Source organism: Citrobacter sp. BIDMC107 (assembly GCF_001037575.1).
Lineage (GTDB): Bacteria > Pseudomonadota > Gammaproteobacteria > Enterobacterales > Enterobacteriaceae > Citrobacter > Citrobacter freundii.
Genome location: NZ_KQ089848.1, coordinates 203,181 through 224,980, shown reverse-complemented (window position 1 = coordinate 224,980; position 21,800 = coordinate 203,181). Strand labels below are relative to the sequence as shown.

General features: G+C 49.7%; 18 protein-coding genes, 2 tRNA genes and 2 pseudogenes. 9 read left to right on the top strand and 13 right to left on the bottom strand.

The annotated features are described in order from the left end of the window. Positions 1-26: 26 nt before the first annotated feature. Together SK39_RS01080 and SK39_RS01075 are read left to right on the top strand one after the other, a co-directional pair. Positions 27-1,919, top strand: a complete 1,893-nt coding sequence (locus SK39_RS01080) for an NAD(P)-binding protein (protein ID WP_003843507.1) — start codon at positions 27-29, stop codon at positions 1,917-1,919. A 3-nt stretch (positions 1,920-1,922) separates the two neighbouring features. Continuing rightward, positions 1,923-3,131 (top strand): c-type cytochrome, encoded by a 1,209-nt coding sequence (locus tag SK39_RS01075; RefSeq protein WP_016150165.1) that lies wholly within the window; start codon positions 1,923-1,925, stop codon positions 3,129-3,131. 43 nt (positions 3,132-3,174) lie between these two features. Here SK39_RS01075 and pdxR read toward each other — a convergent pair whose 3' ends face one another. After that, the gene (gene pdxR / locus SK39_RS01070) at positions 3,175-4,650 is read right to left on the bottom strand and encodes a MocR-like pyridoxine biosynthesis transcription factor PdxR (protein ID WP_003843510.1); all 1,476 of its coding nucleotides are present in this window, start codon (positions 4,648-4,650) and stop codon (positions 3,175-3,177) included. A gap of 106 nt (positions 4,651-4,756) precedes the next feature. Between pdxR and puuE the strand changes: the two genes are divergently transcribed. From puuE to SK39_RS01050, 4 genes are all read left to right on the top strand, one after another. Beyond that, entirely contained in the window at positions 4,757-6,019 is a 1,263-nt protein-coding gene (gene puuE / locus SK39_RS01065; protein WP_032935874.1) for a 4-aminobutyrate transaminase, read from the top strand. A 180-nt stretch (positions 6,020-6,199) separates the two neighbouring features. Beyond that, the gene (locus SK39_RS01060) at positions 6,200-7,255 is read left to right on the top strand and encodes an ABC transporter substrate-binding protein (RefSeq protein WP_003029285.1); all 1,056 of its coding nucleotides are present in this window, start codon (positions 6,200-6,202) and stop codon (positions 7,253-7,255) included. Continuing rightward, positions 7,242-8,246: a FecCD family ABC transporter permease gene (locus tag SK39_RS01055; protein ID WP_048216510.1), complete on the top strand. Its 1,005-nt coding sequence runs from the start codon at positions 7,242-7,244 to the stop codon at positions 8,244-8,246. The genes SK39_RS01060 and SK39_RS01055 overlap by 14 nt, the downstream gene beginning before the upstream one ends. Continuing rightward, complete coding sequence (locus SK39_RS01050; protein WP_003836510.1) at positions 8,243-8,995, top strand: ABC transporter ATP-binding protein; 753 nt, start codon at positions 8,243-8,245, stop codon at positions 8,993-8,995. Before SK39_RS01055 ends, SK39_RS01050 begins: the two co-directional genes overlap by 4 nt. On the opposite strand, the gene SK39_RS01045 is transcribed toward SK39_RS01050, so the two are convergent. The 12 genes and pseudogenes from SK39_RS01045 to SK39_RS00985 all read right to left on the bottom strand — a co-directional run bounded on the left by SK39_RS01045 (position 8,982) and on the right by SK39_RS00985 (position 18,973). After that, positions 8,982-9,704 (bottom strand): substrate-binding domain-containing protein, encoded by a 723-nt coding sequence (locus SK39_RS01045; RefSeq protein ID WP_044712324.1) that lies wholly within the window; start codon positions 9,702-9,704, stop codon positions 8,982-8,984. The genes SK39_RS01050 and SK39_RS01045 overlap by 14 nt on opposite strands. 169 nt (positions 9,705-9,873) lie before the next feature. After that, positions 9,874-9,950, bottom strand: a tRNA-Val gene (locus SK39_RS01040). Between the two features lie 4 nt (positions 9,951-9,954). Further along, positions 9,955-10,031: transfer RNA gene (locus SK39_RS01035), tRNA-Val, on the bottom strand. Positions 10,032-10,230: 199 nt separating this feature from the next. Next, positions 10,231-10,708: pseudogene (locus tag SK39_RS27015) on the bottom strand (glutathione peroxidase). A gap of 212 nt (positions 10,709-10,920) precedes the next feature. Continuing rightward, entirely contained in the window at positions 10,921-11,931 is a 1,011-nt protein-coding gene (gap, locus tag SK39_RS01020) for a type I glyceraldehyde-3-phosphate dehydrogenase (RefSeq protein WP_016150174.1), read from the bottom strand. 78 nt (positions 11,932-12,009) lie between these two features. Next, the gene (locus SK39_RS01015) at positions 12,010-12,990 is read right to left on the bottom strand and encodes a GlxA family transcriptional regulator (RefSeq protein WP_003029273.1); all 981 of its coding nucleotides are present in this window, start codon (positions 12,988-12,990) and stop codon (positions 12,010-12,012) included. Between the two features lie 72 nt (positions 12,991-13,062). Then, positions 13,063-13,845 (bottom strand): DUF1120 domain-containing protein, encoded by a 783-nt coding sequence (locus tag SK39_RS01010; RefSeq protein ID WP_032941311.1) that lies wholly within the window; start codon positions 13,843-13,845, stop codon positions 13,063-13,065. Positions 13,846-13,849: 4 nt separating this feature from the next. Continuing rightward, entirely contained in the window at positions 13,850-14,401 is a 552-nt protein-coding gene (locus SK39_RS01005) for a DUF1120 domain-containing protein (RefSeq protein ID WP_044699932.1), read from the bottom strand. Then, on the bottom strand, positions 14,398-16,812 hold the full coding sequence (locus SK39_RS01000) for a fimbrial biogenesis usher protein (protein WP_048216509.1): 2,415 nt from the start codon (positions 16,810-16,812) through the stop codon (positions 14,398-14,400). The genes SK39_RS01005 and SK39_RS01000 overlap by 4 nt, the downstream gene beginning before the upstream one ends. Before the next feature lie 121 nt (positions 16,813-16,933). After that, a complete protein-coding gene (locus tag SK39_RS00995) occupies positions 16,934-17,638 on the bottom strand; it encodes a fimbria/pilus chaperone family protein (protein ID WP_003029264.1) in 705 nt (234 codons plus the stop codon). Between the two features lie 99 nt (positions 17,639-17,737). Next, positions 17,738-18,442, bottom strand: a complete 705-nt coding sequence (locus tag SK39_RS00990) for a DUF1120 domain-containing protein (RefSeq protein WP_032949206.1) — start codon at positions 18,440-18,442, stop codon at positions 17,738-17,740. Positions 18,443-18,667: 225 nt separating this feature from the next. Then, positions 18,668-18,973 (bottom strand): helix-turn-helix domain-containing protein, encoded by a 306-nt coding sequence (locus SK39_RS00985; protein ID WP_032935865.1) that lies wholly within the window; start codon positions 18,971-18,973, stop codon positions 18,668-18,670. Between the two features lie 659 nt (positions 18,974-19,632). Between SK39_RS00985 and SK39_RS27745 the strand changes: the two are divergent. The 3 genes and pseudogenes from SK39_RS27745 to SK39_RS00975 form a co-directional block, all read left to right on the top strand. Next, positions 19,633-19,806, top strand: a pseudogene (locus tag SK39_RS27745) (DNA methylase); the annotation flags it as partial. A 134-nt stretch (positions 19,807-19,940) separates the two neighbouring features. Further along, positions 19,941-20,630, top strand: a complete 690-nt coding sequence (locus tag SK39_RS00980) for a helix-turn-helix transcriptional regulator (protein WP_003836487.1) — start codon at positions 19,941-19,943, stop codon at positions 20,628-20,630. Between the two features lie 70 nt (positions 20,631-20,700). Next, positions 20,701-21,447, top strand: a complete 747-nt coding sequence (locus tag SK39_RS00975) for an SDR family NAD(P)-dependent oxidoreductase (RefSeq protein WP_048216508.1) — start codon at positions 20,701-20,703, stop codon at positions 21,445-21,447. Positions 21,448-21,800 lie beyond the last annotated feature (353 nt).

Genomic DNA, 21,800 nt, shown 5'->3' with positions numbered 1-21,800 from the left:
GTGTGTAGCAATAAGGAAAAAAGTTAATGGCAATTACCAGACGTGATTTTCTCAACGGCGTCGCGGTGACTATTGCGGCGGGACTTACCCCGCTGGAGTGGGTCAGGGCGACAGGAAAGGGAAACGCATTTATAGATGGAAATTATTATCCTCCTGCGCTGACAGGGCTGCGGGGTAATCATCCTGGATCATTTGAAATGGCGCATGCGCTAGGCCGCGAGCAGAAGCATTTTGATTTAAACGCTCTGCCCGTTGAGGAAGAATACGATCTAGTGATTGTTGGGGGCGGGATTAGCGGGTTAGCTGCCGGTTGTTTTTGGCGTCAAGTTGCCGGGCAAAATAGCCGGGTCCTGATCCTCGATAACCATGACGATTTTGGCGGACACGCCAAACGTAATGAATTTACCAGCTCGGGCAAGAAATTACTCGGTTATGGCGGCAGCGAAGCATTCCAGTCACCCGCGCATAATTTCAGCCCTGAAGTACAAAAACTGATGGAAACCGTGGGCGTCAGCGTCACGCGGTTAAAAGAGAGTTTTGACGTAAACTTCTACCCCGACTGGCAGCTCAGTCGCGGGGTTTTTTTCGACAAGAAGAATTTTGGCGTAACAAAAATCGTCAGCGGCGATCCGGGCCGCGCGGTATCTGATGATATTCCGCCGGACAGGCTCAATGGCCGTAAAATTGAAGACTTTATCAATGATTTTCCGCTAGGTGAGAACGACAGAAAAGCGCTGATCGACCTGCATGTGCGCCCTGGCGATTACCTTCCGGGGATGACGGTTGATGAGAAAATGGAATGGCTGGATACCCACAGCTACAGTGAATTTTTAGCAACAAAAGTGGGTTTGAGCAAAATGGCGCTGCTCTATTTTCAGCAGCGTTCCAATGACTTCTTTGCCATCGGCATTGAAGGCATCTCCTGCAGCGATGCCAGGGCGTGCGCCTTACCCGGCATGGAAGGGATGGGGTTACCGCCGTTGGACGGAGAGTCGCTGGCCGACCTCGAAGAGCCGTATGTTTACCATTTCCCGGACGGTAACGCCGGTCTGGCCCGACTGTTAGTCAGGTATATGCTGCCGGATGCGCTACCGGGTAACACGATGGAAGACTCTGTTCTCGCCAGATTACATTATGAAAAGCTGGATCTACCAGAAAACACCACGCGCCTGCGCCTGAACAGCACAGTGATTAATGCGGCTAACGTGCAGGATGGCGTTGTGGTGACCTATCTGCGTGACGGTAAAATGCACCGTGTGCGCGGTAAGAACACCATCATGGCAGGCTATAACATGATGATCCCGTATCTGGTGCCTGAGATGCCGGAACAGCAGCAGGCGGATCTCAAACTGAACGTCAAGGCTCCGCTGGTGTACACCAACGTGGTGGTAAAAAACTGGCAGGCGTTCAAACAGCTTGGCGTACATGAATTTTATTCTCCAGCGGCACCTTACAGCCGGGTTAAGCTCGACTATCCGGTCAGTATTGGTGGGTATCAGCATCCGGCCTCCCCGGACGATCCGATGGTCATTCACATGGTCTATGTGCCGACCTACCCGGGCAGTAACCTATCGGCCAGAGAGCAGTTCCGCCTGGGACGAGCCTATTTGCTGGGGACCACTTTTGCGGCGCATGAGGAGATGATTCGCTCCCAGTTGCAGGAGATGTTTGGCTCAACAGGCTTTGATAATCAACGCGATATCTCCGCCATTACCGTTAACCGCTGGGCGCATGGCTATGCGTACTACGCCAATTCACTGTTCGATGATATGGATAAAATGCCAGAAATTATCGAGCGGGCGCGTCAGCCAGTCGGTCGCATTGCCATCGCTAACTCCGATTCTGACTGGAGTGCTTATGCCCACACAGCAATCGATCAGGCATGGCGTGCGGTTAATGAACTCAAGGATATGGGGTGATCTATGCGTAACGTAACCATTCTCGCCGCCTGTTTATTTACCGCTTCGGTAAGCGCTGCTGAATCTAACGGTGAATACATCGCGCGAATTTCAGACTGCGTCGCCTGTCATACCGCTGAAGGTGGTGCAGCGATGGCGGGGGGCAAAAAGTTTCCTACTCCGGTGGGGGATATTTATTCGACCAACATTACCCCGGACAAGGCACAGGGTATTGGTAATTACTCATACGAGGATTTTGAAAAGGCGGTACGCCAGGGAATTGCCAAAGACGGTCATCCGCTCTATCCGGCCATGCCTTATCCCTCTTATGCAAAACTTTCTGACGAGGATGTTCAGGCGCTGTATCGCTATTTTATGCATGATGTCACACCGTCTGCGCAACCCAATAAAGAGAATGCCATTCCGTGGCTACTCTCCGCCCGCTGGCCACTGCATATCTGGAACTGGCTGTTTACCGACGCGCCAGCGACGACAGTAGATAGCGCGAAACCAGATGACAACACAGCTCTGATAAAACGGGGCGCTTATCTGGTGGAAGGTCCCGGGCACTGCGGTTCTTGCCATACACCGAGAGGCATGGCGATGAATGAAAAAGCCTATACTCATGCAGATGCCGAGTACCTGAGCGGAGCGATGATTGACGGCTGGTATGCACCTTCGCTGCGGGGCAGCGGAATGTCTGAGCAGGCGTTAAAATCGCTGTTGCTGACCGGTAAGAGCAAGCATGCTGCGGTTTCAGGTTCGATGGCTGAAGTCGTCACGCAGAGCACACAGTATCTGACCGACGAAGATGCCACGGCGATCGCCCAATATCTGCTGAGTCTGAAAAGCGCGAAGCCTGAAACGGTGCGTGCTGCTGCGACTACAGCATCCTGGTCGAATTCACCTGAGGCGGGAAAAGTGACCTATAACCGTTACTGTTCAACTTGTCACGGTCTGGAAGGGAAAGGTACGGATGATAACGCACCTTCTTTGGTCAACAATCCGCTGGTCATGGTTGATGACCCGACGCCGCTGTTCAGAGTGATTGCCCACGGCGCAGAAACACCGACAACGCGTGGCAGCGTCTCCTTCAAGATGCCCGCTTACGGAGGCATGTTAAGTGACAACGAAATGCGCGACGTGATTAATTACGTGCGTAAGACCTGGGGTGAAGGGAATGGCGAAGTAAGCCATGAAGATCTGGCTGGGATTAAAAAAGCATCACATTAAACAGTATGCCGGATAAGGTGCTTGCACCACCATCCGGCAGTGCTTACACGGTGTTTACCCTGATAATATCCGCGAGTCGGGTAAACGCCGCCGACATTTCATGCTCTTCAATACTTGCAAACCCCAGCAACAGGCCGCTGCGTTTCTCTTCATTCACGTAATAGCGTGATAACGGGCGCACCAACAACCCTTGCGCATTCGCTTGTTGGGCAATGACCGCGTCATCGCTCCCTGCGGGTAACTGTAAGATCATATGCAGCCCGGCGTTGCTGCTGAAGGAACCAAGATAATGTTCACCAAGCTGGCGGCTGATAAGCTCTACCAGCATCTGGCGACGACGACTGTATAGTTGGCGCATTTTCCGAATGTGCGCTGCGTAATAACCCTCGCGAATAAACTCCGCCAGCGCGGCCTGAATCAACAGATGTCCACCACGATAGAGGTCGTTATGAACCTTTTTCAGCGGAGCGGCTAACGATTTAGGTAGCACGACATACCCGAGTCGCAGTGCGGGATAGAGTGTTTTACTGAATGTCCCGATGTAGATGACCGGTGTCTCTTCTTCCAGCCCCTGCAAAGAGGGGATCGGCTGGCCGGAAAAGCGGAACTCACTGTCGTAATCATCTTCCACTATCCAACTTCGCGTTTCACGTGCGCGAAAGATAAGTTGCCGGCGGCGACTGAGGCTCATCACCGAACCGAGAGGGTATTGATGTGACGGTGTCACAAAAATCAGTTTTGGCGGTGTTTCGCCTGCATCCGGCGGGACCATACCTTGTTCATCAACAGGAATAGCCGAAAAATTTACCGCATTGATACGCAGAATATTTTTGATTCCCCAGTAGCCCGGCTCCTCAATCCAGGCGTGATCGCCCGGGTTGCATAACGTTCGGGTCACCAGATCCAGCGCCTGGTGAATACCTTCGGTAATCAGAATTTGCTCCGGCGAACACCGCACGCCGCGAGCGGTGCGCAGATAGTCCGCCAGCGCTTCTTTCAGCTCATTCACACCGCCTGCGGCATCGTAAGTGAGAAACTCCGGGCGCAATCGTCTTGCCAGCCTGTCCTGAATTTTTTTGAGCACCCGGTGTGGGAAATGCTCTACATCAGGTACGCCTGGAATAAACGCGCCCCACTGACGGGGACTGGCGCTGGCATTACCTAACAGCTCAAGGCAGCGGGCAGATAAGCGGGTGTGATCCTCCAGAGCCGCAGCAACAGGTTCTTTATTGGGACGCAGGTTGAGATTGTCCAGCACGCTGTCAGTGACAAATGTGCCGCTACTGGTACGCGCAGAAATATAACCTTCGGCCTGCAACTGCTCGTAAACCCGCAGGACGGTATTGCGCGATAGCATCAGCTCTCCTGCCAGGTCACGCGACGGAGGCATTCGGGTAGCCGGTTTCAGGCTACCTTCGAGGATGCAACTACAAATGGCGGCATACAGGCGGCGATGTAGTTTTTCGTCAGTCTGCTGACTAAATGCATGCTTGATCACATCTCCGGCAAGTGAACGCATTTGGATCCTTAAAATAAAACGATTTGGCTCTCGATTAAAGTACCAGACGGCGTCTAAATTTAAAGGGTAATTCAACCGAAATGTATTAATGGACAAGGTGTAGAGAATGAACAATAAAAACCTGCAACAACGTCGTCTGGATGCCACCCCGCGTGGCGTGGGTGTGATGTGTGATTTTTATGCCCAGTCGGCAGAAAACAGCACGATTACCGATATCGAAGGCAATCAGTACATTGATTTTGCCGCCGGGATTGCTGTGCTGAACACCGGACACCGCCATCCTCGCCTGGTGCAGGCAGTCGAAGCGCAACTTCAGGCTTTTACCCATACGGCTTATCAGATTGTCCCGTACGAAAGCTATGTGTCTTTGGCTGAGAAAATCAACGCCGTCGCGCCAATCGATGGCAAGCGTAAAACCACATTCTTCACCACCGGGGCTGAAGCGGTAGAAAACGCGGTGAAAATTGCGCGCGCACATACCGGGCGTCCTGGCGTTATCGCATTTGGCGGTGGTTTTCATGGTCGTACTTACATGACGATGGCGTTAACTGGCAAGGTGGCACCTTATAAAAAAGGTTTCGGTCCGTTCCCTGGCTCTGTTTACCATGCTCCGTATCCTTCTGAATTGCAGGGTATTTCCACGGCGGATTCCCTAAAAGCGATTGAGCGTCTGTTTAAAGCCGATATCGATCCAACCCAGGTTGCGGCGATTATCTTCGAACCCGTCCAGGGCGAAGGGGGCTTCGTGGTGGCACCGCCGGAATTTGTGGCTGCCATCCGCCGTATTTGCGACGAGCATGGCATCGTGATGATCGCCGATGAAGTACAAAGCGGGTTTGCCCGTACGGGCCAGCTGTTTGCGATGGATCATTACGCCGATAAAGCGGACCTGATGACCATGGCGAAAAGCCTCGCGGGCGGTATGCCGCTATCTGGCGTCGTGGGCAAAGCCGAAATCATGGATGCACCTGCGCCGGGTGGTCTGGGTGGAACTTACGCCGGGAACCCGCTGTCGATCGCGGCGGCCCATGCAGTACTGGACATTATTCATGATGAACAGCTGTGCCAGCGTGCGGCGGCCCTCGGCGAACAGCTGCGCGCCGCTCTGACAGATGCGCAAGCAGGGTGTCCTGAACTGGCCGAAGTGCGTGGTTTAGGTTCTATGATTGCTGCTGAATTCTGTGATCCAGCGACAGGGGAACCCAACGCTTCCGCCGCACAACGCGTGCAGAAGAAAGCCCTTGAGCAAGGACTGCTGCTGCTGACCTGCGGTCAGTATGGCAACGTTATTCGTTTCCTTTACCCGCTGACGATTCCGCAGGATCAGTTCGCCAAAGCGCTTCAGATCATCAAAGCGGCGACGAAATAGTCCCGTATACCGCAGAAAAGACATAAAGCCGACGGTTGTCATCACCGTCGGCTTTATTATTGCCGGCATAAATTGATCTTCCTCGTGTGTAGCGCGGTATTTATCGCGAATGGGTTGCCAGTCATTACGTTATATAATTTAATGCATATCGTTTTTACTCCTCTATTCAGATGGTATCCCATGTTAACTTTCCGCTCTTTTGTGCTGGTATGCGCCAGCATGTTGTTTGCGTTTTCTGCGCAGGCCGACCGTACGATCACCGATCAGCTTGGTCGTCAGGTCACGATTCCTGACCATGTGGACAAAGTGGTCGTGCTGCAACACCAGACGTTGAATATTCTGGTCCAGCTCAATGCGCAGCAGGACATTGTTGGCGTGATGTCGAGCTGGAAAAAACAGCTCGGGCCTGAATTTGCGCGCTTTATGCCGACGATTACTACATTGCCGACGCCGGGTGATCTCACCAGCGTGAACATCGAAAGCCTGCTGGCAATTCATCCACAGGTGGTGTTTGTCGCCAACTATGCGCCCGCGGAGATGATCCAGCAGATTCAGAACGCCGGTATTCCGGTCGTGGCTATCTCATTGCGCAAAGATGCCGACGGGCAACAGAATAAAATGAACCCGACTATGGCCGATGAAGAGCAGGTCTACAACGAAGGGTTAAAGCAGGGTATTCGCCTGATTGCGGATGTCGTGGGGCGCAAACCGCAGGCTGAAACGTTAATCGACTACGTTTTTGCGGCACGAGCAAAATTCAATGCGCCGGTTGCAAACATCCCGGATGCGCAAAAAGTCCGTATTTATATGGCTAACCCCGACCTGATGACTTACGGCTCCGGTAAGTACACCGGACTGATGATGCAGCACGCGGGGGGATTGAACGTGGCGGCTGCCAGTGTGAAAGGGGCCCGTCAGGTTGCGCTGGAACAGGTATTAGCGTGGAACCCGCAGGTGATTTTTGTCCAGGATCGCTATCCGCAGGTGGTAACTCAGATCCAAAACGATCCGAACTGGCAGGGGATTGATGCGGTGAAAAATCATCGTGTCTGGTTGATGCCTGAATACGCCAAAGCCTGGGGCTATCCGATGCCGGAGGCGTTGGCGATCGGTGAACTGTGGATGGCCAAAAAACTGTATCCGGATGCCTATAAAGATGTGGACGTTGATGCGCAGGCGCAAGATTACTATCAGCGTTTTTATCGTGTGAACTGGCAGTCTGATGCAGCTAAGTAACCGTTTTTTGCCCCAGCAACCGCTCTTAATCGTTGTGGTCCTGTTGCTGGGCGTCAGTTCGCTATGCCTCGGACAATATCCGCTGTCGTTAAGCGAGGTGTTTTACCACCTGACGCACTATAGCGACGCTGAGGGAATAGCCAGCCAGGTGATCTGGACGGTCAGATTACCGCGTATTCTGATGGCGCTGCTGGCGGGGGGCGCGCTGGGGTTATGCGGGGCGACGTTGCAAGGAGTATTTCATAATCCGCTGGTCGACCCGCATATTATCGGTGTGACGTCGGGGGCGGCCTTTGGAGGAACGCTGGCCATCCTGCTCGGTCTTTCGCCCTTGCTGATGATGGGGTCAACGTTTTTCTTCGGTCTGACGGCATTGATCCTGGTGTATGCCATTGTTGCGTTACAGGGGCTGGAGAATACGCTGGTGTTGATCCTGTCAGGTATCATTTTGAGCGGCTTTTTTGCCGCGCTGGTGAGCCTGATCCAATATCAGGCTGATACCGAAGAGACGTTACCTAATATTGTGTTCTGGCTGCTGGGGAGCTTCGCGACGGCCAACTGGCATAAAGTACTGCTATTGGCGGTTCCAGTCGGTATCGCCGCGACGGTTTTGTTCCAGCTACGCTGGCGGATAAACCTGTTATCGCTCAATGACAAAGATGCCAGAGCACTGGGGGTGGCGGTGGTTCCTCTGCGACGCAGCGTTTTGGTGTGCTGCGCATTTTTGGTCGCCGCTCAGGTGGCGGTCAGCGGCAGTATTGCCTGGGTTGGGTTGGTTATTCCGCATCTGGCGCGTTTGCTGGTGGGCGTTGATCATCGTCGTCTACTGCCGTGTGCCTTCTGGTTGGGGGGCGGTTTTATGATTGTCGTGGATGATATTGCCCGCACCCTGATGCACGCGGAGATACCGCTGGGGATCATCACCGCATTGTTCGGTGCGCCGTTGTTTGCTTTCTTGCTCATTCGTACCAGCCGTCGGGAGAAATCATGATACCTGCCGCACTGCGCGTAAATCAGCTTTCTTATGGGTATCGCGCGCCGCTATTTGAGCCGCTAACGTTCTGTTGCCAGAAAGGTGATATCTGGGCCGTGCTTGGACGTAACGGTCTGGGTAAAAGTACGCTGCTTGATACGCTAACCGGCACGCTGCCTGCTTTAGGCGGGAGTATTGAAAATAACGGTGGGATAGGAATTGTGGCACAGCATAGCCATCTACCGTTTCCTTATACGGTCAGCGATGTGGTGCTGATGGGGCGAGCACAGCACGTGAAGCTTTTTGCGCAACCCAGCCAGCAGGATCAACAAAGAGCAATGCAGGCATTAGAGCAGTTGAGTATTGCGCATCTTGCCTCCAGCTCATTTGGCTCACTTTCTGGCGGGCAGCAACAGTTAGTGATGATTGCCCGGGCTCTGGTGACTGAGTGTCAAACGTTGTTACTTGATGAACCGTGTTCCGCGCTGGATCTCGCCAATCAGCAGGTGGTGCTCCAGCTCATCAGCGATTTGGCCCATCAACAGGGATGCAGCATTCTCTTTTCGACCCACGATCCGCTTCATGCGTTGCAGGTTGCTTCCCATACTTTGCTGCTACTCCCTGAAGGTAAATGGCGGGCAGGGCCAACGGACAGCATTGTGACCGAAGAGAATCTGTTTCTGGCCTATGGCTTACCGCTGCGAAAACTTAGCGTGGAGAATCACCCTACGCCGTTTATCGCACCGTTGTTTTCTATTCGGCGTTAAGCGGTAAGAATCCTGCGGCGGTAAGGAACGCCTGACCGCTGCGGGAAAGTATGAATTCAACCAGCGCCATGACTTCTTTGGATGCATCAAGCACCGCCAGTTGGTATTCGCAGCAAATATTGTGCTCGTCCGGAATAGCCACGTAATGTACGTCGGTCATCGCGTGCAGCGCGTGTGCGTAATGCGCGTAACCGATAAACAGATCGGCCAGCCCCTGGCGCAGGATCCAGGCGCTCGCCAGTTCTCCTTGCGGGATTTTTACCGTATCACGGCCACCAACCAGTGGGATAGCGCGCGCCCGAAGTTGCCGCCCGAGTCCTGGTTCCAGTACATCCATATTGTCGAAAAATGCCCAGGTATAGTCTCCGGAAGGGTCGCAGCCGGGCGTTGATGTCCCTGGTCGCAGCGTTGGGTCGCGGAGTAAATCCAGCCAAGTTCCGATTCGGTTGCTGACAAGGCTCAGTTTGTTCCAGCAAAAGGTGTGCGTTGAGACGGCTTTATTACGTACCAGCAGGTTTTGCGGATGTTCCCGGTTGGCGGAGGCAAAGAGCGCACACGGTTCACCCGTTTCAATACGCTCGCGCAGTAAACCGGCCGGACCATATTCAATCTTGACGTCTATTCCACTCATGCGCGTGAACTGGCTTATCAGCGGGGTAAATGCTGGGCGTAAACTGCCCGCGGCGAACAGGAGAATGGAAGAGGGCATGGTATCCGGGCTCTGACGAAAGACATTATACGAAGAAGATGAATGATACGCGTTGAGCATGGAATTTAGAATGATTTAACGCATTGCTATTGTAGCAACGTAGGAAATGATAAAACTGAAGATAAACGATAGTTTTGAGGGGAAATAGCACCAAATCGAAGAGATGATTTGGTGCGTCCGAGTGGACTCGAACCACCGACCCCCACCATGTCAAGGTGGTGCTCTAACCAACTGAGCTACGGACGCAAGATGGTGCGTTCAATTGGACTCGAACCAACGACCCCCACCATGTCAAGGTGGTGCTCTAACCAACTGAGCTATGAACGCAACGTTGTAGGTGACAACGGGGACGAATATTAGCGGCACAGACCGAATGAGGCAAGAGGGAAATGGCATTTTTCTTCCTGATCTCACGCGATTGCAGAGTAATTAAGCAAGTTGATTATATTTTGTTGATTTTGCAGCGTGTTTTTTATTCAGGCAGCAGGCAGGGGCATAATGGGAACGGTTTGAATGACATGAGCACTCAGTCTTTTAGCGTTGCAAGGATCGTGGCTTCTATTTTCTCTTGAGTCGTGTAGGGGGCAAAACGCTTAAGCGGCTTACCGTCGCGCCCGATCAGGAATTTAGTGAAGTTCCACTTGATCCACCCAGCACGCCGGGTAATTCATCTTTCAGGAAACGAAACACCGGATGCGTCCCAGCGCCGTTGACGTCCACTTTCTCAAACATCGGGAAGCTCACACCGTAGTTGATGTGACAGGTTTGTGCGATTTCATCGGCTCCACCAGGTTCCTGTTTACCGAACTGGTTGCAGGTGAAACCCAGCACCGCCAGACCCTGTGCGGCGTACTTCTTATAGAGCACTTTGAGGCCTGCTATTGTGGCGTGAATCCACAATGACTGGCGGTATTAACCACCAGCACCAGTTTGCCAGCGTAATCGGCCATCGTGATGGGTTGGCCATTGAGACTGGTGGCAGTAAGTTGATGAAAGGTGGTCATACCGGAATCCTCAATTAAGTTCACATTACTCATATTGCCTGCGGGTTATAGGCTTCGCTTAGTGACTTTTTATTATGGTAGCAACCGTAAGATTAATAAAATGACTAAGTTGAGAGGAATTGCTCCGCCATCAAACTCACATTTAATCTGCCGTGGCAGAGTTAAAAAATCCACGCCAGGCGTGGATTTTAAGAGGGCGTGGGAAGCAGGAGTTAGCGCTCGTTTTTTGCCATTAACAGCGCCAGGTCGACGAGCCGATTGGAGAATCCCCATTCGTTATCGTACCAGGCGAGAATTTTGACCATATTGCCACCAATTACCAACGTTGACAGGCCGTCGATAATGGATGAACGCGGGTCACCCTGGTAGTCGCTTGAAACGAGCGGTTCATCGCTATAGCCCAGGATCCCTTTCAGCGGCCCCGTCGCGGCGGCGTTACGAAATGCATTATTGACTTCTTCTTCCGTTACATCCCGCTCAAGCGTGACGGTCAGGTCGACAATTGACACTACCGGAACTGGTACGCGCAGCGAATAACCGGTTAAGCGACCATCCAGCTCAGGGATGACTTTGCCAAGCGCCTTTGCAGCACCGCTTGAGTAGGGCACTATCGACAATGCAGCGGCGCGGGCGCCACGAAGATCTTTTTCCGGTTGGTCGTGCAGCGCCTGGCTGTTGGTGTAGGCATGGGTGGTGTTCATCAGACCATGCTTAATACCGAAATGTTGGTGCAAAACCTGCGCGGCAGGTGCCAGACCGTTGGTGGTGCAGCTACCGTTGCTGACGACAAAGTGTTTATCCGCCGAGTAGAGATGATCGTTAACGCCCATCACGATGGTTAAATCATCGTTTTTACCTGGAGCAGAGATAATTACGCGCTTTGCGCCACCGCTGTGGATATGTACTGCCGCCTTGTCTCGTTCAGTGAAGAAGCCGGTTGCTTCAATGACAATATCGACTTCACGTTGACGCCAGGGGATTTTGGCTGGGTCGCGTTCGCTAAAAACAGTAATGGAATTACCGTTAACGACCAGTTGCCCCTCACTGGCGGCGACGTCGGCATCGAGTTTACCCAGCAGCGAATCGTATTTCAGCAGGTGCGCCAATGTTTTACTGTCAGTCAGATCGTTGATTGCCACAATCTGAATATCCGAGTTACCCAGTGCAGCACGCAGTACGTTACGTCCGATACGGCCAAAACCGTTAATACCGACCTTTACCATGATCAACTCCTTATCTGTTGTCTCTGGCATAAATTTAGGCCGATCACTGCTTGGCGTAAACGACAAAAAATGATCACTTTAGGCCATTTTACGACAATGAAAACGCTGGCGATATTCGCCCGGGGTCAGGTGAAGCTGTTTTTCGAATAGTCGTCGCAGGTTGATGCTGCTGCCGAATCCCGTTTGTTCGGCAATACGCTCCAGCGTCTCGTTGGTCTGCTCCAGACGCTGCCGGGCGGCGGCCAGACGAGCTTCAGCTACATAGCGCGCCGGTGAAGCTCCTGTTTCCCGGGTAAACACGCGGGTGAAGTTACGTGGACTCATGGCGACTTTTTCCGCCAGTTTATCCACGCTGAGGTCGGCGGTGAGGTTCTCAAGCAGCCAGACCAGCAGATCGTTAATCGGGCCCAGAGTACTGGTATGCTGAAGGTTGTAGCGGCTAAACTGCAGCTGGCCCCCAGGACGGCGCAGGTACATGACGAAGTCTTGAGCGACGTCGCGCGCCAGACTGAAACCATAATCCTCTTCAACCAGCGCTAGCGTTAGATCAAAGCCGGAGCTCACGCCACCCGATGTCCAGATGTGTTCGTCCTGAATATAAAGCGGACCGCTTTCGACGCGCACCTGAGGGAATTCTGCCTGCATGGTTTCAAGTAGTTTCCAGTGGGTGGTGGCTCGTCTGCCGTCCAGCAGCCCGGTTTGTGCCAGCAGCATCGCACCGCCGCAAATGGATGCAATGCGGCGGGCGTGGGGAGCGGCAAGGCGCAGCCAGTCAACCACAGCAATTCCTTCCTGCGGATTTTGACCTCTGCCGGTGATAATGATGGTATCGAGAGGTTCGCGAGGATCTATCTCATGCAGGCGATGATCTGCCAGTAGGTTCAGGCCGGACTGACCATGGATCACCTGATGTGGTTGCGTTGTGGCTAACTGAACCTGATAACAGGTTTCCGTAGCGCTTTTGGGATGCAGGCGGTTGGCCTGCATCATGATGTCGGCAATACCGGCGGATTCAAACAGCATGCCGCCATCGGGAACAATGATGAGTATCTTCTTCATGTCCTGAAAAGTAGTCTTTTTACAAAATAAGTCAACAGACATGTGTTGCGGGATACTATTCTTGTCCCAATATTACAAATAAATCAGGCTGATTGTGGCCTCGCCCTGTAACTCAGTCTCATCCTGTAAGCTCAGGCCATCGGAGGCAATGGCGGCAGAGATCCTGAGGGGGATTGTCAACTGACGAATTGCCACGGGATTATTTTTCGCATCCACCGGAGTCAGTCTCATGATGCCTGAAATCAGTGTTAGTGCTGTCCCGGCTGATTGCCACATGCTCCGTTCTTGTTCCCCCGTCTGATACCCCCATGACGCGATATCGCCTTCCACGGCGCTCTCCCCGGCTAATGCGGTTATCAGGTAACCACCAATCGGTTTTTGACCTGAGGTAACACCCAGTCCAAAGAGGGTGTCAGATGAATGCCGACCAGATGTCTTATCATCGTGAGAGTCAATTATCAGGTTACGGACCCGGGTTTCCGCTTTTTCATCATTGACCATCCATGCCACCTGTCGCAGGCTCTCGCACTGTATATGCAAGCCGATAACACGTGGCGTCAACAGATAGGGAGATGAAGAACGGATCGATGAGAGACTCAGCGTACCGTAATCCACAGTGCCGCCATTATCCAGCGATACCCGGCATGCCGCCGGGATCATTTCAGCTGAAAAGCTCACATCCACCGTATTTTCCGCATACGCCTTCGTAATCAACAGGCAAAATATCCCCCCGGCACAACAAAGCCACCGATGTATCCGGCTTTTAATAAGCGAAATCAGGCGCATCTTTCCTGTAACACTTGACTGGTGGTATATAACACGCTGAAAAATTTCCTTGAACCAAAATGAAATCATCGAGTTATTCTCTCTCTGGTACGGTCATACGTAATGACAATGTTGACGCCTGCTGATCTGAAACCTGAAAGCTGCGGGCCTGTACACGGGGAATAACCGTAAGCAGGAAAGTGGCCGACATCCCGTTCACGGGCTGATGATGCTGCTGGAGCTCAACTGTGTCTCCGTTGAGAACAGCAATAGGGGTCTGCGACCGTGATTCAGACGATTTATTAAGCTCGTGGTGAACAACGAACTGGCTGCTCTTATTATCGACAAACGCTTCACTGAACATCACCGTTGCCCGTCCCTCCTCACCGAAACTGAAGTCGAGTCCTCGACGGTCATTGTCATCAAACCGGATATGTATGGGTTGAGGAACATCACACCGCACCTGTACCTGTACCTGACGGGCGGGCAACTGCTGCCATTGTACCTGCCCGGTGGGCTCAGTATCCTGAAACCGGACTTTGCCGTATTCGTGGCGCAACTGGCTGGCAATAATATTGCACTGCGCTTGAACGACCGGACTGACAATAAAATAGATGCCGCAACATAATGATATTAAACGAATCATTCGCATACTCCCGTTAACTCTTCATATAAACCATCCTGAGGTGGTGTTGGGGGCAGGGAATACTGTAGCTGGCACATGGGGCTACCGTTGTCATCCCCCACAAAGAACGACTCACCGGGCTGCAGGTTGCTAAAGAAAACCAGGCCTTTTTCCAGAGAATTCGTCACGTACTGCCCATCGCTGTCTACGATCCCTTTTCCTTTAGACAGAAGCTTTCCGTCAATACGTCTGACTGTCATGAGTACCCTGCGGGTGTCTGATACCCTGAATTGTGTGAATGCGACGGCTCCTCGCGAAACGGTAAGCTCCGCGGCACCATTGGTTAAGTCGACATGTCTGGGCAACGTTTTAACATCAATATTGAGACGAGAGGGCTGCCACGGTGTTAAGCCGGGAACCAGCGCTTTGCCGCGATAATCAGTCCAGACGGGGCCCTGCGGGGTAGATACTTTGATCCCGGAAAGCGGAGAATTTAATGAAAGCGCGCCGTATGATTCCTGAATCGCATAAGGTGAAAAAAGTATCCCTTCCTGATTAACGGAAATCCCACCGCTTAGCGAACCGCCATACCCCCAATAATTGGCGGTCTGGCTGGCATACCCACTCATCTGGGCATAATGCAAATTCTGCCCAAAACTGCCGCTGATGGTATTTTGTGCATTTTGCCAGTCCCGTCCTGCCGATAGCGAATATGACATATCGTCCCATTGTCCGCTGGTCTGAACATCGTTATAAGTCCGGGAGCCCTGTCGACGAAGGGACAGATTTACGCGATCGTGTCCCAGAGGCAGCCCAAGTCGGATGTAAAAAACATCATCGTCACGTTGCGTACTCGTCCGGGAGCCAGAAACACGTTGCCATGTGGCCGAAAGGTTAATCTGACCATGTCCAGCCCAGCGCCAGTTTTTTGACCATGAGGCATACCATGATTTCGGTGTGGCGGCATGGTCACGCGCGGAGGAGGTCGAGTAACTCAGCGAAAACAGACCTAAATGTTCATGAGCCCAGTTACCTCCCACATTGTAGTAACTGTTCGCTGTGGAAGTCGTATGATTTACAGCGTCGCTGAGCTCACGAAATCCCGCAGATGTTGTGGTCCAGGCCGCCTGAATACTGGCGGAAGGGTTAAGCTGGTAGCGGAGACTGAGGCTTTCCTTGCTGCCCGCATGATGCGTGTACTGTTCCTGTGCCATCGTGGTTTGCAGCGACAGTGACCATGCCGGTATCGGAATAAAACTCAGGGATGCCGCCGCGGATTGATACTGTGCTGAGGCCAGAGCGCTACCGCTTAGCGTTGCCTGTCGGGAAATCCGCATTCCCTGACTTCCGGTAATGAGCCAGGGGGCCGATTCATCGCTGGCAACTGTCTCGCGCACTTTACCGAGTGCCACAGAACCATAAAGGGGAGCGTCGGCCGGAGTTTGTAAGGCCGTGACAGGTACTGAAAACGTTGTTAACTGACCATCCTGTTCCGTCACTTTCACATCCAGCGGAAACTGCGCGCTGAGCATGGAAATGTTATCTAATGAAAACGGTCCTTCAGGAACCTGTGTTGCCTCGATTAACTGTCCGTTTTGATAAACCTCAACACGAGCTTGCGCGGAACGCGCTATTCCCTGAACAGAAACGCCGCTACGAGCAGGACGCAGTGCACTATCAGGAAACAGTTGAAGCCCCGTTAATCCAGGAATGGCGAGTAGCGTCTGACGAGCGTATATCTCTCCTGCCTGAAAGGTCTGTTGTAGCGACTGAAACGTCTTCTGGACATAAGTATATAGTCGCTGAGAACGACGTGTTCCGTCACTGTACGATACCGTATGACGACTGCGAAGCAGCCAGTCATTCAGATTCAGTCCCGATTCAAATAGTCCCAGTTGATAAGTTTCGTGCTTTCCGGACTGAACTGTGGTTGACGACTGCAGATTATAATTAAGCAGCCCCGATGTGCCTCCCTGAATAATATCCTTCCGTAATAAGATGCTTTCTGGCGTCAGCGCAGATGTCGGAACTGTAATACTAATCTGATTTTTATACGGGTCTGCCGTTAACTGTGCTGCGGGATAAAGCGTCTGATAATCCAGACATCCTTGATTAAACTCATACGCAAGTCCGAGATTTCGGGATGTTTCAGGGGTTATACAGGGTTCGCCCTGCGCATTAAATCGCGTCATAAGCTGACGTTTATTGCGCCCGTTAATCATCCAACTAACAGGATATTCGCCTGGTGAAAAACGTGCGGCGTGAGAAAAATAATGACTCAGACCAGCATCCAGTCCGCGGTTTTTTAATCTTCCGTCATCAAATAGTAAAGGTTCGGCGGATAACATCATACTGTAACTACCAAGTAGACCGAGAAATAAATAATATGCATACCTGTGAACAGGCAATGTTCTGATTAAATTAAAGGGCATTTATTAACCTTATAGCTATCCTTGCAGGAGCTCGGATATAAATCGTTCTGATGCGAAATAGGTTTTTATAATAAATATTCAGCGTTGAAACCTGACATCCGGTCTGGCGCTAAAGTTTCTTTCAATTTAGCGAAGCAATAAACTCCGACACCTGAACACCGTAACGGCTGACTGGAACAAAACGTACTTCGTTATCAGCCGTAAGCGAGGATGCTGATGATAAGGTTATATGCTGGCCCGGCAGTAAATACGTTCTCCCGAGGTCAAATTGTGTCTTCGACGGTAGTGTGACAAACTGCTGGGCCAGGCGGACGACATAGGGGCCTGGATTAGTAACTTTCAGCTGATTGCCTTCTTTATGCCATGTAAGTAACGTCCAGGGATCTTTTCGTTCCGGTAATCCTTCTGGATGAATAAGTACGGGTAAATTCTGACGTATGGTAATACCAATTTTGTTACTACCGGGAATTTTTGGGGGGATACCTTCGAAAATGACACGTTTAAGATGCTCAGTAATTAGCGGCTTTTCCGTTTTAAGAATAAATCGAACTTGCTGAGTCTTACCTCCTTCAACCCGGACTACCGGCTGAGTCGGCAGGAGTTTAATCGTGTCATCCTCACCGTCAACATTAATGACCTGTGTGTAAAGCAGGGAAGGGATATTGTCTGTATTGGTGACATTCATGCTGCCTCCGCTTTCCTTTTCCTGGATCAGTAAAAGGGAACTGTCAGGCTGCATTCCGGTGGCCATACTAACCTGTGGGACGCATATCAGGAAAAGTGAAAGAATGAAAAGAACTTTCCAGAAGAAAAATGGCTGACGCATTGTAGTTATTCCAGTATATTTACCGGGCCATTAGAACATGGCCCGGTAATAAACAGAGTCGATAAAATTGATTTTATCGTATTAATTTACGGGATATTATTAAAGATAAACCAGAGAAATCGTTGCCTCACCGTCGAGATTCGTTTCATCCGTAATCTTAAGGTCTTCCCCTTTGCGAAGAACTCCTTTAATAGATAATGGAATTTTCAATTCAGAGAAAGCTGCCGGGGTTAATGTATCAGGATTTCCTAAGGTGTGTAATCTGGCCGCAACATCCACGCCGTTTACGGTGCTGCCAGAAGTCGTGCGTGACCAGTCGTCGCTGTTACCTTTACTTCCGATAAACACCAGATTGTCAGCGCTACCCGAGTAAGTCATATCAGGGAACCAGTTAATAACAGTATATGCCCCCAGTCTTGCTTCACCGTCGTTCGTAAGCCCCAGACCAAATTGATTGCTGCTCGCGGGTATATCGCCGCCATCAACGGTGGCATTTTTAATCACACCATTATAGAGAGAATCTCTACGTTCATCATGAAGGGTATACGCAACGAGTCGATCGGAATTGCATTTAATACCCATATTAATACGTTTTTCCGGCAGTTGATTGTCTTCAGTTGCAGACAGGTTCGTCATTAACATTGTTCCGTAGTCAACAACACCGGCGTTATCCAAATTGACGGTACATGCGCCAGGCACTAATTTGCCGGTGACTTTAAGCGTGGCCGTGTCTCCACCTGCCGCAAGGGCTGAGCCGGAAATAAAAGTAAGTGATAAAGCAACCAGTAGTTTATTTAATTTCATTTAAGTAATATTCCTAATTATGGATTTAAAAATACAACGCCTGTGCAGCGCCATGTTCACTTTATTCAAGTAAACATGGCGATGCGGAGCATGACTTTCTTCACGTAGCAGGTTTTAGATATTCACACCCGGTAAAAATTAGAGAAATACAAAAGCAATATGTTGTATTTAGTTTCTCTTGAAGAATATTGTCCAGTAAATGCTGTTTTTAAAAAATCAAGCTCGTTAATTAATGGTCTTAGTCATTGAATTGTTTTGGATAATGTTTCTGGCCTTGCTAAATACCTGTGAATCCTCATAGAAAACTTCACTGACAAGATGACTCAGTCTTATGTTAAAAACGTTCAGAATTCGCAGAATAAACTCTAACGTAAAAGCGCACTGCCCCCGTTCAAACCGTGATACATGCTGCTGACATATATTTAACTCAACAGCTAACTCTTCTGCGCTCATATTCATTCTTTGTCGGTTGCTACGAACGAATCGACCGATTCTGGCGTTAACGTTAGATATATTGTATTTCAAGTGCATTAGCGACTCCGTTTACTATTTGTTTATGTTGATTTATTTGTTGACATATATTTCGGCCATAAAAGTATTGCAAACATCCTTTACTCTTAAAACAAGTTAATATCGATCGGTCAGTAAATCATCAATAGAATAAAGCTATCAAAACAGGTTAAACGATTGTTTCAATAAATTAAATGAATTTGAGGTTTGGTTGTATATTCATGAAAAATAAAGATAATATATGATAACGATCTACTTATCTCACAGTCATGAATACACTAATAGTTTCACGAGCAATCATAATTACTATTATTTGGTTACTCCGTGAAATATATAGTTACACGTTACACCAATAAGGAGTAAATTACAGATGTGTTCTATAAATATCAGCGGGTATCTGGTGCTGAAAATTAGAAATAAAGCCTGTAATGACCATTGTCAGGCCTCAACAATAATGTTGGCGAGTAAACAGGAACTCGTAATTTATAGTTCAGAGTAAAAGTTGCGGTGATATCTGCCCGTTGCCTGAATTCACTCACACCCACAGCACGATATACTATCCGAACAGCTTTACGAATGTTTTGTAATGACGCCTTGCGGTTCCATGTCCATATCGCGTGATGCGTAAGGATATCCATTGTTGGCTCCAGTGTACCGCGCCTGAGTGGACACAGGACGGGCTGCTTTTCCGCTTCTTTCCGGATCGTGCCGTTGATTTCATCCCCCACAGATCCCCCGCAGTTGGTCGGAGTCCGTGGCCTTTCCGACACAGCATTGCCGGCGACAAAAGCGATGAATGGCTACAACCCACCTGCAATGAGATGAAATGTGTCCTCAAAACAGACGCACTGATGAACGCATTACGAACTTAGCGCGGTATCAGACCTTGGGGCAGTTCAACTTAGCCATCTACACTTGCTTTGTACTAAGATGCTTATCTAATAGATGCTTTAAGAAATCGTCTCAGGATCATGATGGATTTATCACTATGACTAGAACAGAAAGGCTTCTCGAATTACTACAGATATTAAGGGCACAAAGATATCCGATCACTGCATCCACACTCTCAGAAAGATTAGGGATAAGTGTGCGTTCCCTTTACAGAGATATAAAAACGCTGCAGCATCAAGGGGTATGCATTGAAGGTGGTGCTGGAATTGGTTATATCGTTAAATCTGATTTTCATTTGCCACCCTTAAACCTGTCTCATGAAGAAGTCAATGCTATTACGCTTGGATTGAATTGGGTCTCTCATAATACGGACCATGATTTCAAAATTATCGCTAAGAATGCACTTGCCAAAATACATACCGTCATTTCCGGTGAGTTGAAAAATCTTATTGAAAGCCAATCCTATCTGATTGGTCCTTCAGAAAAAAATGAGATGTTTTTTGAAGATATTCGCAATGCTATTAAAAAGCGAAAGAGAATCAAAATAAAGTATTGTGATAAGAAAGACTCTTACTCTTCTCGAGTCATATGGCCCATTGGGTTGGTATACATGGAGTCATGTTGGCTTTTGGTTGCATGGTGTGAGATGAGAAATGATTTTCGCCACTTTAGGACTGACAAAATTAAGGAAATTGAGCAACTGGATTCCTTTTATAGTGAAAGCAGGGCGGTTTTATTGAAAAAATGGAGAGTAAAAGAAGGGATTAGCGAGGAGAAAGAGTACTGACAAAAACTGTCACAGCTCATTTGTATACTAACCCAGATGAAAGGTTCAATTCTACATCTTTGGGGGGAGTATGAATTTCCAAAATAAAATTGCTGTGATAACAGGAAGCACTACAGGAATAGGTGAGGCCGTCGCAAAGCAATTACACATACATGGTGCTAAGGTCATTATTGTCGCCCGTTCGTCAGAGCAGGCTAAACAAAAAGCGAAACAATTATCTTCACAGGGTCAACAAGCGATGGGGATCGGATGTGATGTATCACAGCCCGAACAAGTACGACAAATGATCGATGAGGTTATCGAACGCTTCGGCAGACCTGATTATGCTGTAAATAATGCAGGCTTAACAGGTGATCATGGTAAAAACATAACAGAGCAAACAGTTGAGAACTGGGATAAGGTTATTGCCACCTCATTGAGCGGAGTTTTTTACTGCCTAAAATATGAAATACCTCAGATGATGAAGTTTGGTGGCTCAATAGTGAATTTATCTGCCGTAAATGGCCTGGTTGGCATTCCTGGATTAGCGCCTTACACCGTGGCTAAGCATGGTATAATTGGTTTAACCCAAACCGCAGCGCTAGAATTTGCATGTCAAGGAATTCGAGTAAATGCAGTCGCTCCTGGTTATGTCCAGACCCCGCGAATGAGTGCACTTCCTGAAAATATCGTACATAGTTTCGCCAATAGCCACCCTATGAAAAGGATGGCAAAAATGCAAGAAATAGCAGACTTCATATTGTTTTTGCTATCAGACAAATCCGCATTCTGTACCGGAGGAGTTTATCCAATTGATGGTGGATATTTAGCCGAGTAAATTTCTCTAACGTTTTAAACTATAAGCATTACCTAACCAAAGCGGTAGGTTCAATAGGAGCGTTATAATATATTTAATGCTCCTATTATAGGGGTAATGATAACAGCATCTCCAGTTTGAACTAATATGAGAATAAATGATCGACTTTCCATTGGTTTAACTCACATTGAAAAACGGGCATCTTTGTCTGTAGATACAGATGAAATGCTTCCTTTTGCCACTCGTTGAGTAGCATAGTCTCTTCGGCGACAATCCATGCCTTTTCTCAGAGGGGCCATCGCCTGAAATGAGGTTTTGATTTCGAAATAAAACATTAGTGCATTTTGCTGATAAAACGTGGGGAAGATTCTGAA

Excerpts from the sequence above, each read along its gene's own strand:
- puuE (WP_032935874.1), top strand. The coding sequence starts at position 4,757 with ATGAACAATAAAAACCTGCAACAACGTCGTCTGGATGCCACCCCGCGT.
- SK39_RS01015 (WP_003029273.1), bottom strand. The coding sequence starts at position 12,990 with ATGAAGAAGATACTCATCATTGTTCCCGATGGCGGCATGCTGTTTGAA.
- gap (WP_016150174.1), bottom strand. The coding sequence starts at position 11,931 with ATGGTAAAGGTCGGTATTAACGGTTTTGGCCGTATCGGACGTAACGTA.
- SK39_RS00975 (WP_048216508.1), top strand. The coding sequence starts at position 20,701 with ATGAATTTCCAAAATAAAATTGCTGTGATAACAGGAAGCACTACAGGA.
- SK39_RS01010 (WP_032941311.1), bottom strand. The coding sequence starts at position 13,845 with ATGATTTCATTTTGGTTCAAGGAAATTTTTCAGCGTGTTATATACCAC.
- SK39_RS01055 (WP_048216510.1), top strand. The coding sequence starts at position 7,242 with ATGCAGCTAAGTAACCGTTTTTTGCCCCAGCAACCGCTCTTAATCGTT.
- SK39_RS01045 (WP_044712324.1), bottom strand. The coding sequence starts at position 9,704 with ATGCCCTCTTCCATTCTCCTGTTCGCCGCGGGCAGTTTACGCCCAGCA.
- SK39_RS00980 (WP_003836487.1), top strand. The coding sequence starts at position 19,941 with ATGACTAGAACAGAAAGGCTTCTCGAATTACTACAGATATTAAGGGCA.
- SK39_RS00985 (WP_032935865.1), bottom strand. The coding sequence starts at position 18,973 with ATGCACTTGAAATACAATATATCTAACGTTAACGCCAGAATCGGTCGA.
- SK39_RS01005 (WP_044699932.1), bottom strand. The coding sequence starts at position 14,401 with ATGATTCGTTTAATATCATTATGTTGCGGCATCTATTTTATTGTCAGT.
- SK39_RS00990 (WP_032949206.1), bottom strand. The coding sequence starts at position 18,442 with ATGAAATTAAATAAACTACTGGTTGCTTTATCACTTACTTTTATTTCC.
- SK39_RS01000 (WP_048216509.1), bottom strand. The coding sequence starts at position 16,812 with ATGCCCTTTAATTTAATCAGAACATTGCCTGTTCACAGGTATGCATAT.
- SK39_RS01060 (WP_003029285.1), top strand. The coding sequence starts at position 6,200 with ATGTTAACTTTCCGCTCTTTTGTGCTGGTATGCGCCAGCATGTTGTTT.
- pdxR (WP_003843510.1), bottom strand. The coding sequence starts at position 4,650 with ATGCGTTCACTTGCCGGAGATGTGATCAAGCATGCATTTAGTCAGCAG.
- SK39_RS01075 (WP_016150165.1), top strand. The coding sequence starts at position 1,923 with ATGCGTAACGTAACCATTCTCGCCGCCTGTTTATTTACCGCTTCGGTA.
- SK39_RS01050 (WP_003836510.1), top strand. The coding sequence starts at position 8,243 with ATGATACCTGCCGCACTGCGCGTAAATCAGCTTTCTTATGGGTATCGC.
- SK39_RS00995 (WP_003029264.1), bottom strand. The coding sequence starts at position 17,638 with ATGCGTCAGCCATTTTTCTTCTGGAAAGTTCTTTTCATTCTTTCACTT.
- SK39_RS01080 (WP_003843507.1), top strand. The coding sequence starts at position 27 with ATGGCAATTACCAGACGTGATTTTCTCAACGGCGTCGCGGTGACTATT.